The sequence below is a fragment of the Novosphingobium sp. CCH12-A3 genome, from assembly GCF_001556015.1.
GTDB classification, from domain to species: Bacteria; Pseudomonadota; Alphaproteobacteria; order Sphingomonadales; family Sphingomonadaceae; genus Novosphingobium; species Novosphingobium subterraneum.
This window is the reverse complement of the sequence record NZ_LSIA01000268.1, coordinates 65,949-80,173: the sequence shown is the minus strand read 5'-3', so window position 1 is coordinate 80,173 and position 14,225 is coordinate 65,949. Positions and strand designations below refer to the sequence as shown.

The following is a 14,225-nucleotide window of genomic DNA, read 5'->3' as shown; positions in this document are numbered from 1 at the left end:
AATCCGCTAAAACCCACGCATTCCCAAAGGCTTCAGAGTTTTTCACGGGCGACCATCTGGTCGGCAAGCATCATCGCCAGGCGAAACCTTGCTTCGCTCCGCAGTTCGATATCCGGGTTGCCCGCCAACGCGCGATAGGCCGTCTCTGCCGTGACATAATCGCCGGCATCGCGAGCAGAATCGGCCAATTGGAAAAGTTGCGCCGCTGTCAGCTGCAAACTCGGCGCCGACTCGCCCTGCTTGGCATTTTCATGTGCTGTTTCAATGAGAAATGGCTGAGACTGCACTAGTTGCGCTGGAACATCCGAAATGGAGGCAGTTTGCAGTAAGAACACCGGCCCGATATCGCGAACAAATCCCATCATATCAAGCGCTGAAAATATGGAGAATCGAGGGGTTCCGGGTCGGCCTGCCTCCAATGTCCGCCATACTTTATCCGAAATCGAGATAAATGATCTTGACCTGATCCACGTATGTTCCACTCATGTTCACACTTAGGGCAAGTACTGAGGGAACGTTGCAATGACGCTGGTCCAAGCCTTCGCACCAAACTTTACTGCCACAGATTTTGACGCCCCTCCTTTCGCTGACGAGCAGGCAGCATGGCTCAGCCCTCCCACACCTCTTGCCGTGTCGATCTTCGCCGATCGCAGTTATCTTCGCATGGAGATGGCCGAAGATGCATCGGCTGCAGGGTTGCGCGTCTGCGGCACGGGCGAGCTGACGCAATTGCTCAATGCGCGTGCAGAGCAGGCATTGGGCGATCTGGTACTGGTCGATTGCCCGCTCCTCGAAGGTGCCGACATTGCAGCACTTGTCTCGCTGGATGAACGTGCTGCCCGCACAGGTAGCCAGTTGATCGTTTCGACGAGCGTGGGGGCACTGGATGATGTATTCGGTTGCCTCGATCAGTCCGGTGCGCAGATCCTCGTCAATCCATCTCGGTCGGACCGGGTCATCGCGCTCGGCCACGTCCTCGCCTCTCCTACGCTCTCGGCCAAGGGAGGCCGAGTTCGTGAGCTGTCGGACACCGATCGCATGTCCTTGCTTCGCTTGACCCAGCAGGTAAGCGAAATCGCCAATCGCCTGGAAACGCTGTCTGGCTCATCGGCGGCGACTGATCACGTCCAGGCCTCCGCCTTCGCTTTTGATGCGACCGGAGAGCGTGACTGTGCCGGCGTGCGTATCGCGCGAGGTACTCGCCCCTCGCTGCCCGACCCTAGCCTTGTCCGCAAGATCATACGCCAGCGCCAGTTGCGCGCCCGCTTCTTCGAAGGCGATCTGTTCGCTGACCCTGCATGGGACATGCTGCTCGATCTCACGGCGGCGCGGGCCGAGCACAAAAGAGTTTCCGTCACATCTCTGTGCATTGCATCGGGCGTTCCGCCGACAACTGCGCTGCGGTGGATCGGCCAGTTGACCGAGGCCGAGCTTCTTTGCCGGGCGGAAGATGCTACTGATCGCCGCCGCGCGTTCATCGCCCTTTCGGACAAGGCGGCCAATGCAATGGCGCACTACTTTGCGGAAATCGAGGCGGCCGTGCCATCGCTCTGACAACCAGCAACTCAAGTTCGGCAACCGCGAGAGACAAAGCCAGTCGCTCCGCAGCCCGCCAACGAACTGGAGTTATCGACGCCTCTCTAATGTGGCGCGAGACATTTCGGTTTTGGGCGGTGGGCTGACTGCGGCGTCACGCAATTTGGCTTCGATCCGGGCGTCGGCTTCCTGCGGACTGACCGTATCCCAAAAATCGCCGTCCACGTTGTAGAGGAACGCCTTCGTCGTATGCTCGATGCGGTAGTTGTTGCCGGACTGCGGAATGACCTTCACGAACACGCCCGCATTGTCGGTAATGCGGTTTATGACTTGCGGTTCGCCTGTCAGCGCGATGATATTCTCCCCAAGGCTTTTGACAAAGGCATCAAGGCGTTCCGGAGTGTCCCGCGCGGGATCTACGGTGATGAACACGATCGGCAGGTCTTCATGCGTCCACCCCATCCGGGCGCGGATGCGCGAAAGCCGAGCAAGCATCGCCGGGCATCTGTCGGGACAGGATGCATAGCCGAAGTATGTAATGTAGGGATGCCCCTTGAGGCTGGACCGCTGAAACAGTGATCCGTCCTGCGCCACGAGCCGATAGTTGCCGTCTTCAGCAACACCTGATTGTTCGTATCGCCTCTCCGGCCGCGCAGCCCACCACAGATACCCCGCCGCGCCAAGCAATAGCAGAAGCACGACAATCAGCCGCAGCTTACGCTCCATGAACGATCGCCGGAAGTCGCTCTGCATGGTCATGCCGCCGAGATAGCAGGTGAAAATGTCTTCGGAAGGATAAGTGTCGGTTTTTAGTCAGAATTAACAATCCTGTACGTCAGACTGGCCTTGCCGCGCGCTGGTACCATGACCGACCAGATCGTCCGTCCGTCCCTGCGCACAAGACGTCGCTGCGAGATACCCTCCATTCTCCCACCTGACAAAATCCGGGCCTCGAAGCGCATAGGAACCGGCCGAGCATTGCTCACGTCCAATGCCACCGTACGCGATACGTCGTCAGAAGCGATCTGCCGGATGCTGGCCGCAATGTGCGTCGCCTCGCCAAGCAGGATCTCGACGTCCTCCCCCACCGCGCGGTCCGGAAGTCCGCCCTCTCCGGCCAGAAGCATCGCGCCCTGATCCGGGCCAGAGCGAACCGGTTCGAACACCGATACCGGCCCACCCGGCAACGGCAGGCCCAACCCGTCTTCCTTGCGGTTGCGCGTGCGCAACATCTGGCGCACCTCGCCGACCCTGTCTTCGGAGACATCCGCACGATAGAGTGCCTCCATCTTCACGCCATGCTTCTGCGCCAAGGCGACCTGCTTCTGCGCATTGGCCGCCACGGTAACCGGCACTGGCACCCGGTACAGCTTGAGATCGCCAAGGCCCTCCTGCTGCACGGTGACGGGCGCATTCAACGGACCCACACGCTGAGCCGTGACCACGATGTCGGCCATTTCCATCGCTGGCGCAGGCATGACCATCGCCGGGGGCGGCGGTGCAGGCGGGGGCGGTGGTGCCAGCTGCGACAGCGAACAGGTCAGTTCCAGTTCCCCGCCCGAGGGCTTTTCCCCTTGGGAGCTGTCCTCGCGGTTGACCTTGCCCGCGATCACCGCAGTCTCCGCATCGGCAAAACTCATGGAATCGCTGCTGGCCAGGGTTACCCACGCCGAGACATCGGCCGTCTGGCCATCCGCGTTCATTCGCACGACGTAGTTGGATTGCCAATCGAAACCCCAAGCGAGGTAGGACAACGAGAGCGTTGCCTTGTGCGCCACCTGGCTATCCGTTTCGATTGAAAGCGTCGGCTTCGCAGACAGGTCCTTTGGTGCTTCGGGATAGAGTATTTCGTCCTCGAGGCCGCCGCAGTTGGCAACCTCGAAGCCCGCTGCCGTCTGCACGATGGCAGCCCCATCAGGGCCAGAGCGGATCACCGCGCGCTCTTCGCGGGCCGTGTCGGTCGCAAGGTCGGTTCGCCGCAAGATCACCGGCCGGCCAAACATGCGCGCATAGAGGCTGCGCGGCGAAAGCAGGTCTGCATCAAGGTTCTTCTCCCGCACGCCCGAAGGCAGTCCGGTGACGATCGCGCTTTCCGGGAACAACCCCGCCGCCACGCCTTCGAAGCGCACGGTGGCTTTGCCCGCAGGAATATCCACGGTGCGCTTCTCGGTAACGAGCGCGTAGCCTTCGAGCCAATCGAGATCCATCGCCTCGTCGCTGTCCCGGTCTGGCGCGCGATAGATGCTGACCGCGACGCTGTCGGGCCCGGGCGATGTAACAAGGTCCTGTCCCAGCGCTGGTGCCACGCTGAGCATCAGGGCCACGACGGCAAGACCGGGACCTGCCACACCCGCTCGTCGGCCGAGCGCTGCTCGCCCTTGATGCTCTCGCTCGGCACGCGCGCATCATGCCACCAATTGTCGAGCCCGCCCTGTACCACTTCAACCGTCACCGGCGTGGCCCGGGCGTTGGTCACCTTGTAGGTCATTGTCGTGCGCCAGAACACCTTCTCGCTCTCCACCGTCACTTCGCTGGGGGCCTTGCCCGGCGTGGTGATGCGATAGCGCGCAGTCTTCTCCCATTCCCCGCTGTCGATCCGGTCGCGCTTTTCAAGCACCGGCTGGACCTTTACGTCGAACGCGTCGCCAGTCTTGAGGGCAAGGCTGGAGCCCATCGGGGTGTGGCCAATGGTGTTCTCGCCGATGAACTGCGGCTGCCCGCGCGCATCGCGCATGTAGACCCGCACCGTGCCTGCCGGCAGGGCATCGCCCAGTCCGGCTTCCCTTGATGTCGAAAAGCGCAACACCGTATCGGCGCTCTGCGGCTCGGTCTGGCTGGAAAGCCAGCCATTGCGGAAGTGGTAGGCCTTGGTCGCGGGCGCGCCGCCGACGTCGAGGAAGCTGACCTGCTTCTGCTGGGCATTGGCCACCGTGGTTCGCCCGGCAATCGGATAGACGTAGAAGTCACCCAGGCTCTCGCGAGCTGCGCTTTCCGTTCCAGGTCGGTTTCCGGGCATCATCGGACGCTGGGGCCGAAATCCGCCATTATAGCCGCCGCTGCCATCGCCGACTGCGCCCGCCACCAACAGCACCTTGGCCTTGTCAAACGTCGTGCCGCTATTGTTGGTGAGCGTGATCCAGCCCTGCACGTCAATCTTGCCGGCTGCCTCATCGAACAATGCCACGTAATCGGCCTTCCAGCCGAACCCGCGCGAGAGATAGCTCAGCGAAACCGGGCGCGCGCCCGGCGCGGTCGTGTCCAGGGTTACCGACAGCGTCGGGCGCGCCCGCAAGCCCGGCGGCAAGCTGGAAAACAGCACTCGCGCACCGTAATTCTGCAAGACTTCGATGTGGTTTCCCACGCGGACGATCGTTCCGCCGTTATTGGCGAGGATTGTCGCCGTCTCGCGCTTGTCGTCTGCCCCGCGCACGAGTGTCACGGTCTGTCCAACCGCTTTGTCCATCAGCTTTTCGGGCGTCAGCAGGTCGTAGTCGAAGTTCTGTTCGACAATGCTCGTGCCCCCGGCATTCAGCGTCACTGTCTCTGGTCGGATGGCTGCAGAAACATCAGGAAACTCCTGACGATGCCGCCCCGTCGGCAAAGACATCTGCCGCACGTCCTGCACCAGCGCGAGATCGTTGTTATAGATGGTGAGCGAGACGTCGCCTTGCGCGCTTGTCGGAATGGTCTGAGCCAGAGCCACTATGGGAACAGCCGATCCCAGAAGACCAAGAACCTTGCGCATCTGCCCCTCCACCGTTCTCGAAAGGCTAACCTCTCTCTGGTGCCAGATCAACGCAGGCTGAACGACGGTTGCGATGAAACATGAGCGGCCTAAAGAGAAAGGATGGCCGAACACACATCAATGCTCCGCGATGGATTCCTCCTGCTCGGCTTCGCCCTGGCCTTCGTGTTGATCTTCCGACGCTTGGGGCTGGGGGCGACCTTGGGCTATCTCGTGGCCGGAGCTGTCGTCGGCCCGCAATTGCTGGGTCTGGTTGGCGATGCGGAAGAGAAGCTCGGCATCGCCGAACTGGGCATAACCTTGCTGTTGTTCCTGGTCGGGCTGGAATTGAACCCATCCCGGCTGTGGAAGATGAAGCGCGACATCCTCGGCCTTGGCCTGCTTCAGGTAACCGCTTGTGGGCTCGCCGTCGCAGGCATGATCCTGTTGACGACGGATTTCAGCTGGGAAGCAGCGCTGGCCCTGGGCCTGCCGCTGGCGCTCTCGTCCACGGCGCAGGTGCTGCCTATGCTGCAATCCTCGGGCCGATTGCGCACGCCGTTCGGCGAACGCGCCTTTGCGATCCTGCTCTTCCAAGATCTTTCGATCATCCCGATGATCACGATCATCACGGCAATGAGCCGCAACCCCGCCGATGCCGGGGGCCCTCCCGGGTGGCTGATGGTGCTCTACACTCTCGGCGCCATCGGGGGACTGATCGCCGCTGGCCGCTATCTGATCCGGCCGCTCTTCCGCCTGATCGGCAATCTGGGCGAGCGCGAGATGTTCGTGGTCGCTGCCTTGTTTACCGTCATGGCGTCGGCAGCCGTCATGGAACTCCTAGGTCTGTCGACAGCTTTGGGCGCATTTGTCGCAGGCGTCATGCTGGCAGACAGCCCCTATCGTCACGAACTCGAAGCCGATGTCGAGCCGTTCCGCTCGATTCTGCTCGGGCTCTTCTTCCTCGCCGTGGGCATGATGCTCAACCTTGCCGCCATCGCCGAGCGCCCCTTGTTCGTCGCCGGCATGGCCCTCGGCCTGATCGCGGTAAAGGCGGCGATCATCTTCGGCATCGGCCGCCTCTTCGGCATGCCTTGGCGCGGCGCACTCGCCCTCGGCCTGCTGCTCAGCCAAGGCGGCGAATTCGGCTTCGTGATGTTCACGCAGGCGCAAAGAGCACTGCTCATCGCTCCCGAAGCCGCCAGCCTGTTCGGAGCGGTTGTCACCCTGTCGATGGCCACGACGCCGTTTTTGATGATGGCGACAGCAGGGATCCGACGCGAAGCGGAGAATGCTTCGCCCGGAGAGCGCGAAGGCCCCCAGCCCGACGGTTCGAACGCCGTGGTCGTGGGTTTTGGCCGCTTCGGGCAGGGTGTCACGCAGATGCTTCTGGCCAGCAACATCCCGGTGACGATGGTCGATACCGACATCGAGATGATCGACGTGGCAGCCACGTTCGGGGCCAAGGTCTATTTCGGCGACGGGACAAGGCTCGATCTGCTGCGTCAAGCCGGGGCAGCGGAAGCGGAGATGATCTTCTTCTGCATGGACGGCGATCAGGTCACGACTGATCTGGTCGAAGCCGTGCACGAAGCTTTCCCGCGCGCGTCAATCTATGTTCGCGCCTACGACCGGCGTGCGCTCATCCGGCTGCGCGGCACGCCAGTCAGCGCCGTCGTGCGCGAAGTGATGGAGTCCGCGGTCAAGATGGCTCGCGTCGCCCTCGCTGATGCAGGCCTCTCGGCAGAAGACATTGCGCGCGCCGAAGACATGTTCCGCGCCAATGATCGCGAACGGCTAAAACTGCAGATCGAAGCGGGCGACGTCCGTGTCGCGCGCGACCGTATCATCACGGAGCCGCAAGGGCGTCCGACCTAGGCAAGCAACTCGGCGGCTTCGTCGCGAATGCGCTGCGCCAAGGTGCGGTAATCGTCCGCGCCTGCCGATTTGGCACGCCAGGCAGCAACGATGGCACGTTCGCAGCGCCAATTCTGGACCGGCAAGCGAACGACCAGAGCATCGCCCCCCACTTCCGACCGAAGGTAAAGCTCCGGCAGAATTGCCAGACCAACACCGCTGCCCACCATCTGGTGAATGCTGTCCAGGCTTGTCCCCTCGTAATCCAGCAGCATCTCGGCACCGAGTTCGGCGCAGACACGCTGGACTTGCTGGTGATAGTGGTGGCGTGGATCAAGCGTCAGGAAGCGCTCACCCTTGAGGTCCGACCGGTCAATGTGGGCAAGCCCGGCGAGGTGATGGCTGCGCGATGCCACAACGCTCATGGGCTCGTCGAACAGGGGGACGACCTCCAGGTCCTCACCAATCACCGGCCCCGGCCCCACCATCAGATCTATACGACCCGATGCGAGATCACGGGTCTGTTCGGCCGGGATCCCTTCACGGATGTAGAAGCGCAAGTCGCTCTGTTCGGCATTGAGCGCGCCGATCAGGGCAGGCAAAAGGTAAGGCCCCAGCGTGGGCGTGATCCCCAGCCGGACGATACCGGAAAGCTGCTTGCGCGCGCGCGCCGCAACCGCGCGGATGTCCCGGATTTCCCGCAGCACCCGGCGCGCTCGTTCGGCAATTTCGCGACCCACCGGCGTCAATTCCACGTTTTGCGATGCGCGATCGATCAAGGTGGTGCCGAGCCGATCTTCAAGAGCACGTAACTGATGGCTGAGGGTAGGTTGCGAAATGTTGCAGGATTGCGCCGCGCGTCCGAAGTGACGCAGTTCGGCAACCGCCAGGAAATACTCAAGCTGTCTGACTGTAGGCATGAGACCACCGATAGAAGAATTCTATCGATTCGTCGCCGGTCTTTCGATTGGACGCAACGGTCTGGCCTTGGCATTGTGCAGGGGCAAGGCAAAAGAGGATGCCCCGCCGATGGTCGATCTCCAACAGTTCGCACTCGTCCCCCCTCGCTGAACTGCCAGACCATCCCTTGATGCCTTGCCGGGGCGACGCACCGCCAGTCCGCGTCGCCCCAAGAGTTTCGCAACGGGCCTTGCGCGATCTACCCGACGCAAGGCGCGCCACTGCCGACCTGGCCCGCCCCCGGAAGCGGCAAGCCGACGGCAGCGGAGCACTGGCGGCGCATTGTGACGACCCTGCCACGAGGCGCCGCCAGACAATTCAGGGCTATCCCGCCCAGACCGAGAGGTCACTCGCCATGCTGAAGATATTGGCCGCGATTGCCGTAACGACCGGAACGCCCCAACCGCTTGAGGCTCACCATGCCTACCGCTTGCCTGAAACCTCGTCTCCTCGCCCGGTCGCGCATGATCGGCGCTGTTCAAGCACACGCGAGGTCACGGTCTGTGCAAAGCGAGGCGATGGCCTACGTCTGGTCACGGATGGCGTAGAGGCCGGACCACCGCTTCACCAGGCGCAGCTGCGGGTCGCACCATCGCGCTGTGCCAACCCGGTCGAGAACGGATTGCGCTGCATCCGGCCCGAAGTGTTCGCCCGCTTGAACCTCGACGACTGAGGTCACGCTCCGCGTTCCAGTGCTGCGATGATGTGCTGGGCCAACAAGTGCGCCGTATCCGAAAGGCCGGGCGCTTCGAGCAGGGCTATCTCGGTGTCGTAAAGCGGCGGCAGGCCAGCCTCCTCTCCAGCTGTCGCCAAGCCGGCAGGCACCATTTCCAGCGGCAATACGGTAATCCCAAGTCCTGCACGCACCGCAGAAAGACTCCCCGCCAGGCTGGTCGATGTATAGGCCACGCGCCAGCCGCGCCCTATCGCGTCCAGTGCCTCCGTGGCGCGTTTGCGGTAGACGCACGGCTCGGGCGAAACCACCAACGGCACCCGCTCGAAGTCTGCCGCTGATTGTCGGTCCCGCGCGACCCAGACCAGTGGCTCGCGCCACACCCGAACGCCGTCCTGCACGTCTTGCGTCGGCTGGCGCTTTACCAGGACCAGATCGAAGTGACCTGCGTGAAAGCGCTCGAGGAGATTGAGAGTCAGATCGCAAGTTACCTCAAGCTCGACCAGCGGGTGCGCCTCGGTGAATGCTGCAAGAACCGAGGGCAGATGGGCCGTCGCAAAATCCTCGGGCACGCCGACGCGGACCGACCCGGCAATGTCCGGCTCGAACATCTCGGCCAAGGTTGCATCGTTCAGCCGCAGAATTTGCCGGGCCGGGCCGATCAGCCGTTCGCCTTCGGGCGTGATCGAAAGGTGTCGCGGGCTCCGCAGGAACAGCGAGCGCCCGACCTGCTCTTCAAGGCGCTTCAGTTGCAGGGATATCGCCGACTGCGTCCGGCCCAGCCTCTCACCGGCGCGGGTAAAGCTTCCCGTATCGGCAATCATCACGAAGCAGCGCAAAAGGTCGATGTCGAGGTTCCGCAGGGCCATGACGGGTTTTTATCATTGACGTTTGCAATCTTCAATATTTCATAAATTCGTTTCTAAAATCATCGACTGTGCTGCACCGGCGAAACGAAGGAGGCACACGATGAACCCGACAACCATGACTGCACCTGCCACAAAAGGGGGCTTGGCGCTTCGGCTCAAGCCGGCCGATTGGCCCGTTTTCGGACTTGGCGCCCTGCTTGCGGCAACTATCGCCACCGGCCACGCCACGGTCACTACACCGGGCGTCGCCCTGTCTGGACTTGGCATCCTGATCGCCATCGTTGTCCTTGCCTTCTCCCGTCGACAACTGCGCGCAGACCGGCGCAGTGATTCCTTCACACGCCTCGCGACCAGCCTTGCCATAGCGACTGTCTTGCTGGGCCTGACCGCCGACGCCATGCTGCTCGCTGCCGCCTGGATCGTCTCGGGCCGCCTCATGGCTGGATTGATCGGCCATGTTGGCGAATGGAGCGAAGCCCGCGATGCCGCACGCCGCGCCACAATTGCCTTCACGATTGGCGACGTGGCGCTGATCGGCGCAGTAACCTTGCTGTCGATAGCCGCCGGATCGAGCGATATCGTTGCCATAAGGTCTGTCGTTGGGTCCTCCTCTCTTCTGACGACCACCGCCGCCTTTCTCCTGGTCATCGCCGCACTGGCCCGCTGTGCGATCCCGCCGTTCTCGAACTGGTTGATGCGCTCGCTGGCCGCGCCGACCCCGGTGTCCGCCCTGATGCATGCCGGTTTCGTCAATGCAGGTGGGTTTCTGCTCATCCAGTTTGCCCCCGTTCTCGAGACATCGCCCCACGCGCGTTACGCGCTCTTTGCTACCGGCGTCGTCGCAGCATTGGTCGGCAGTGCCATCATGCTGGTGCGTGCCGACGTGAAGGGATCGCTCGCGGCATCGACCATCGCGCAGATGGGCTTCATGCTGCTCACGGTTGCGCTCGGCGCCTATGCTGCGGCTCTTTGGCACATGGTCGCTCACGGCCTGTTCAAGGCCTGGCTGTTCCTTGGCTCGGCAGGCACCATTTCCACCAGGCCGACACGTTCAAAGGGTCTGGCCCAGCCGTGGCCTGCGCTCATCGCGCTCGCAACGATCGTCGGCGCAATCTTCCTGATCGAGGCGCGCCGGGCTGATACACTCCTGCCAGTCTGCCTCGCACTCACTGCGCTGCTCAGCGCCATGGCCGTTGCGTCACGATCTCTGCCGCGTGGACCACTGGGCGCAGTCGTGGCCCTGATGCCGGGCGCTCTGATTGCCCTCAACGCTGCGGTGCTCGTTCTGATGACCGCACTCCAGCCCGATGCCGCCCAGCCATTGCTGTCGCCTTACGGGCAGCTTGGCATCCTCTCGCTGTTTCTCGCCGGATGGGTCTGGCAGCAACGCATCGTGAGCGGCGAACAGGCTCTGCCTCCCTCCCTCTTCGCTCGCCTGCTTCATGCGGGCAACGCTCTCACCACTTCCACCCCCGTCTCCACCACCGTCATTGCGAAGGACTGAAGCCATGAACATTGCTACTGCGTCACTCGCACCCGATACCGGCGTTCCAGCCAGCCTCCAGGAAGAACGGCGCGAACTGCAAGCCCTTGTCGATATCGCCAGTCAGACTGTTGCCCCGCTCTGGCCGCTGGACAGTGCCATCGCCGTCAACCCGCTGTCGGGCTTCGAAGACCTCCCGTTCGAGGACGCCCTGCCCCAGGCTGCCCAGCTCTTCGGCGCCCGCCCCTCCCTCTCGCTGGTCCAGTGGCGCGCGCTCAAGGCAGAAGGCCGCATTGCTGATATCGCTTTCCGCAAGGCCGTGGTCGCCGCGCTTGGTGGTCTGGAACCCGCATTCGCGCCGCTCGGCCCCGATCTCAACGCCTATAACCTTCTGGTGGCGCGCCTTGTCGAGCTTCCAGCGGAAGACACTCCGGTTGTCCGCAGGCAACTCACCACGCCGATCGCCATACTTGCGCGGTACCTCGCGGCCTTCTTCGACCGCAACGCCACGCTCACCCTGCCCGGTCGTCAGCATGGCCTGTACAGCAGTGTAAGCGCGGCGCTTCGTCATGATCCGGGCCTTGTCCGGGCAGGTGACGATACCGCCGCACACTGGCTTGCGAACTTTCCTGCCGATCCTCTCGAGATGCTGCTCTTTGCCGCGCGCCGCGATGGCGTCTCGCGTGACCGGCGCCTTGGCTGGCTTCGTGGCCTCGTCGCCACCTTGCCGGGTTGGGCCGCGCATCTGCGTTGGCGCAGCGAGCATGGCGGCCCTGCCGCCAGTGCATCTGCCCCGGCATCGATGATCGAACTGATGGCACTGGTCGCGCTCGTCGAAGGCAGCGTTCGCAGCGGTCCCCGGGCACTGGCAGAACCTTCGCGCCAACACGCCCATGTCTGCCGCACGCTGCTTGCTCATTTCGGTCTTGATCCGGAAACGCCCGCCACGTGGTCGCAGGCTGCACGGGAGAGCCTGAACCGCATCGCCGCGATGTCGCTGGCCGAACTGGGACTGATCTTCCAGCAAGCAGCAGAGGCCAGCTTCCTCGGCACGGTCGCCCCCCAGCTCGAAGGCGCATCGGCAAGACAGACCGCAAAGACCAAGGTGCCGGTTGCGGAAGCCCAGGCAGTGTTCTGCATCGATGTCCGCTCCGAACCCATGCGCCGCGCGCTGGAAGCACAGGGCCGCTACGAAACGGTTGGCTATGCCGGCTTCTTCGGGCTGCCCATCGCCATCTCGCCGGCCTGTGATGCACCGGAGCGCAACCAGCTGCCGGTTCTGCTTTCGCCCTCCCACGTCGTGGCCGAACGCGCCGCGCAAGGGCAAGAGGCCGAGGCCAATGCGCTGCTGGCGCGCCATGCCGCCCTCGCCGACGCCCGCGCCATTCTCGATACGACCAAGGGCGGTGCAACGGGCTTTGCGACGGCGGAGGCCGCTGGCCCGCTGGCAGCGGTCGCCCTGCTCGCGCGCACGCTTGCCCCACGCCTGACAGACGCCTTCCGCAGGCGATTGGTGGGTGAACGGGGACACGTTCTCACGCCCGCCGCCTGCAACGATCATGGCCATGGCCACGGCAGCAACGCGATCCCGCTGGAACAACGCATTGCCTATGCGCGCACCATGTTCTCGCTGACCGGACTTTCGCCGGATACCGCGCGCCTCGTCGCGCTTGTCGGCCACGGCGGCTGCACCACCAACAATGCCTTCGCGGCAAGCCTCGATTGCGGCGCCTGCGGGGGCCATCCGGGTGGCCCGAACGCACGGCTCATGGCATCCATCCTCAACGACGTTCAGGTCCGCGCAGGCCTGGCCGATCAGGGCATTGCCATTCCGGATGATAGCTGGTTCATCGCCGCGCAGCACGATACCACCCGCGACGTGGTCGAAATCTTCGACCGCCAGCTCGTGCCGGCAAGCCACATGGCCGATCTCGCCAGGTTCGAGCATCCCCTGCAAGGCGCCGGTGCGCAGTGCCGCAACGAGCGCGCCGCCCGCCTTGGCCGCTCTGCCGAAGACCTGTTGACCGGGGCCGCGCACTGGGGAGAAGTCCGCCCGGAATGGGGCCTGTCCGGCAACGCCGCCTTCATCGTCGGCCCGCGCGCGCTGACTGCGGAAATCGACCTTGGCGGCAGCGCCTTCCTTCACAGCTATGACTGGACAAGGGACAAGGATGGCAGCGCCCTTGCCGGCATCATGACTGCGCCGATGATCGTCGCCCAGTGGATCAATTGCCAGTACCTGTTCTCGACGATCGACAACGAGGTGTTCGGCGCGGGCGACAAGACGACGCAGAATGTCGTCGGTGGCTTTGGCGTCGTGCAGGGTAGCGGCGGCGATCTCTGTGTCGGCCTGCCGCGGCAGTCGCTGTTCCATGATGATGGCACGCCCTACCACACTCCACGCCGCCTTGCGGTCATCATCGAGGCGCCGCTCCAGCGAGTCCAGGACATCGTCCTGGCGCATGATGTAGTCGGCCGACTGGTTGAAAACGGCTGGATCAATCTTGTCGTCATCGATCCGTGGAAGCACAAGGCCCACCACTGGGTCCGCGGCGAATGGGCCGCCCGGCCCTGCTGATCGGACCCTGTTGATCGCTCGCTGCTAAAAAACTTGATGAAAACCCATGACACCGCCCGCCTCTCCTCATAGGGGCGGGCGCCATGAGGGGCCTGCGCGCATTCCTGCTGCATAATCGCCATCTGGCAGTGCTGCTGGTCGCGCTGGCGCTCGCCATGAAGGCATTGGTCCCGGCTGGCTACATGGTCGGCGGCACTTCGCGCGCGATTACCATTCTGGTCTGTGCCGACAGTACTGGCGCACACTCGGCGGTTCAGGTCACCATCCCGCAAGGCGCTAAGGAAACCGCCGCCAAGGATCACAAGCCCTGCACTTTCGCAGGTCACGGCGGCGCTCTCCTGGGCGGGGCCGATCCGATCCAGCTCGCCCTCGCGCTGGCCTTCGTGCTGGCGCTGGGCTTCCTCGCCATCGCGGTGCCACGCCTTGCTCCATCGCGCCGCATCCTGCCGCCTCCGTGCGGCCCGCCCTCGGAAATCGCCACCTCGATAGCCTGACCGAACCGGTCATCCTGCCCGCCGTCTGAACCCAGACGCGATCGAAAGCGA

At 63.4% G+C, this 14,225-nt stretch carries 12 protein-coding genes; 6 read left to right on the top strand and 6 right to left on the bottom strand.

Annotation, left to right across the window (positions count from 1 at the left end):
- Nucleotides 1–32: 32 nt before the first annotated feature.
- Nucleotides 33–362: a hypothetical protein gene (locus AX703_RS21880; protein ID WP_197423803.1), complete on the bottom strand. Its 330-nt coding sequence runs from the start codon at nt 360–362 to the stop codon at nt 33–35.
- 301 nt (nt 363–663) lie between these two features.
- Here AX703_RS21880 and AX703_RS21875 point away from each other — a divergent pair, with 301 nt between their 5' ends.
- The gene (locus AX703_RS21875) at nt 664–1,554 is read left to right on the top strand and encodes a MarR family transcriptional regulator (protein WP_369821049.1); all 891 of its coding nucleotides are present in this window, start codon (nt 664–666) and stop codon (nt 1,552–1,554) included.
- A 72-nt stretch (nt 1,555–1,626) separates the two neighbouring features.
- On the opposite strand, the gene AX703_RS21870 is transcribed toward AX703_RS21875, so the two are convergent.
- Genes AX703_RS21870 through AX703_RS21860 form a run of 3 tightly spaced genes read right to left on the bottom strand, consistent with a single transcriptional unit; the run spans nt 1,627 to nt 5,281 of the window.
- A complete protein-coding gene (locus AX703_RS21870; RefSeq protein ID WP_197423802.1) occupies nt 1,627–2,289 on the bottom strand; it encodes an SCO family protein in 663 nt (220 codons plus the stop codon).
- Between the two features lie 56 nt (nt 2,290–2,345).
- On the bottom strand, nt 2,346–3,851 hold the full coding sequence (locus AX703_RS21865; protein WP_082734741.1) for a DUF4139 domain-containing protein: 1,506 nt from the start codon (nt 3,849–3,851) through the stop codon (nt 2,346–2,348).
- Complete coding sequence (locus AX703_RS21860) at nt 3,851–5,281, bottom strand: DUF4139 domain-containing protein (protein WP_062347221.1); 1,431 nt, start codon at nt 5,279–5,281, stop codon at nt 3,851–3,853. Before AX703_RS21860 ends, AX703_RS21865 begins: the two co-directional genes overlap by 1 nt.
- A 120-nt stretch (nt 5,282–5,401) precedes the next feature.
- Between AX703_RS21860 and AX703_RS21855 the strand changes: the two genes are divergently transcribed.
- The gene (locus AX703_RS21855) at nt 5,402–7,138 is read left to right on the top strand and encodes a cation:proton antiporter (protein ID WP_369821048.1); all 1,737 of its coding nucleotides are present in this window, start codon (nt 5,402–5,404) and stop codon (nt 7,136–7,138) included.
- Here AX703_RS21855 and AX703_RS21850 read toward each other — a convergent pair.
- Nucleotides 7,135–8,037, bottom strand: coding sequence for a LysR substrate-binding domain-containing protein (locus AX703_RS21850; RefSeq protein WP_062347219.1), 903 nt, complete (start codon nt 8,035–8,037; stop codon nt 7,135–7,137). The two genes, AX703_RS21855 and AX703_RS21850, sit on opposite strands and share 4 nt — an antisense overlap.
- Before the next feature lie 230 nt (nt 8,038–8,267).
- Here AX703_RS21850 and AX703_RS21845 point away from each other — a divergent pair, with 230 nt between their 5' ends.
- The gene (locus AX703_RS21845) at nt 8,268–8,750 is read left to right on the top strand and encodes a hypothetical protein (protein ID WP_156452170.1); all 483 of its coding nucleotides are present in this window, start codon (nt 8,268–8,270) and stop codon (nt 8,748–8,750) included.
- Nucleotides 8,751–8,752: 2 nt separating this feature from the next.
- On the opposite strand, the gene AX703_RS21840 is transcribed toward AX703_RS21845, so the two are convergent.
- Nucleotides 8,753–9,619 (bottom strand): LysR substrate-binding domain-containing protein, encoded by an 867-nt coding sequence (locus tag AX703_RS21840; RefSeq protein ID WP_062347217.1) that lies wholly within the window; start codon nt 9,617–9,619, stop codon nt 8,753–8,755.
- Nucleotides 9,620–9,719: 100 nt separating this feature from the next.
- Between AX703_RS21840 and AX703_RS21835 the strand changes: the two genes are divergently transcribed.
- The 3 genes from AX703_RS21835 (at nt 9,720) to AX703_RS21825 (ending at nt 14,174) form a co-directional block, all read left to right on the top strand.
- Complete coding sequence (locus AX703_RS21835; protein WP_082734737.1) at nt 9,720–11,123, top strand: proton-conducting transporter membrane subunit; 1,404 nt, start codon at nt 9,720–9,722, stop codon at nt 11,121–11,123.
- 4 nt (nt 11,124–11,127) lie between these two features.
- A complete protein-coding gene (locus tag AX703_RS21830; protein ID WP_062347215.1) occupies nt 11,128–13,680 on the top strand; it encodes a DUF2309 domain-containing protein in 2,553 nt (850 codons plus the stop codon).
- 83 nt (nt 13,681–13,763) lie between these two features.
- Nucleotides 13,764–14,174, top strand: a complete 411-nt coding sequence (locus AX703_RS21825) for a hypothetical protein (protein ID WP_062347213.1) — start codon at nt 13,764–13,766, stop codon at nt 14,172–14,174.
- The last annotated feature ends 51 nt before the right edge of the window (nt 14,175–14,225 follow it).

Bases quoted from the DNA above. Each gene is read 5' to 3' on its own strand.
- AX703_RS21850 (WP_062347219.1), bottom strand. From the start codon at position 8,037: ATGCCTACAGTCAGACAGCTTGAGTATTTCCTGGCGGTTGCCGAACTG.
- AX703_RS21830 (WP_062347215.1), top strand. From the start codon at position 11,128: ATGAACATTGCTACTGCGTCACTCGCACCCGATACCGGCGTTCCAGCC.
- AX703_RS21880 (WP_197423803.1), bottom strand. From the start codon at position 362: ATGGGATTTGTTCGCGATATCGGGCCGGTGTTCTTACTGCAAACTGCC.
- AX703_RS21860 (WP_062347221.1), bottom strand. From the start codon at position 5,281: ATGCGCAAGGTTCTTGGTCTTCTGGGATCGGCTGTTCCCATAGTGGCT.
- AX703_RS21835 (WP_082734737.1), top strand. From the start codon at position 9,720: ATGAACCCGACAACCATGACTGCACCTGCCACAAAAGGGGGCTTGGCG.
- AX703_RS21840 (WP_062347217.1), bottom strand. From the start codon at position 9,619: ATGGCCCTGCGGAACCTCGACATCGACCTTTTGCGCTGCTTCGTGATG.
- AX703_RS21865 (WP_082734741.1), bottom strand. From the start codon at position 3,851: ATGCTCAGCGTGGCACCAGCGCTGGGACAGGACCTTGTTACATCGCCC.
- AX703_RS21870 (WP_197423802.1), bottom strand. From the start codon at position 2,289: ATGCAGAGCGACTTCCGGCGATCGTTCATGGAGCGTAAGCTGCGGCTG.
- AX703_RS21825 (WP_062347213.1), top strand. From the start codon at position 13,764: ATGAGGGGCCTGCGCGCATTCCTGCTGCATAATCGCCATCTGGCAGTG.
- AX703_RS21875 (WP_369821049.1), top strand. From the start codon at position 664: ATGGAGATGGCCGAAGATGCATCGGCTGCAGGGTTGCGCGTCTGCGGC.
- AX703_RS21855 (WP_369821048.1), top strand. From the start codon at position 5,402: ATGCTCCGCGATGGATTCCTCCTGCTCGGCTTCGCCCTGGCCTTCGTG.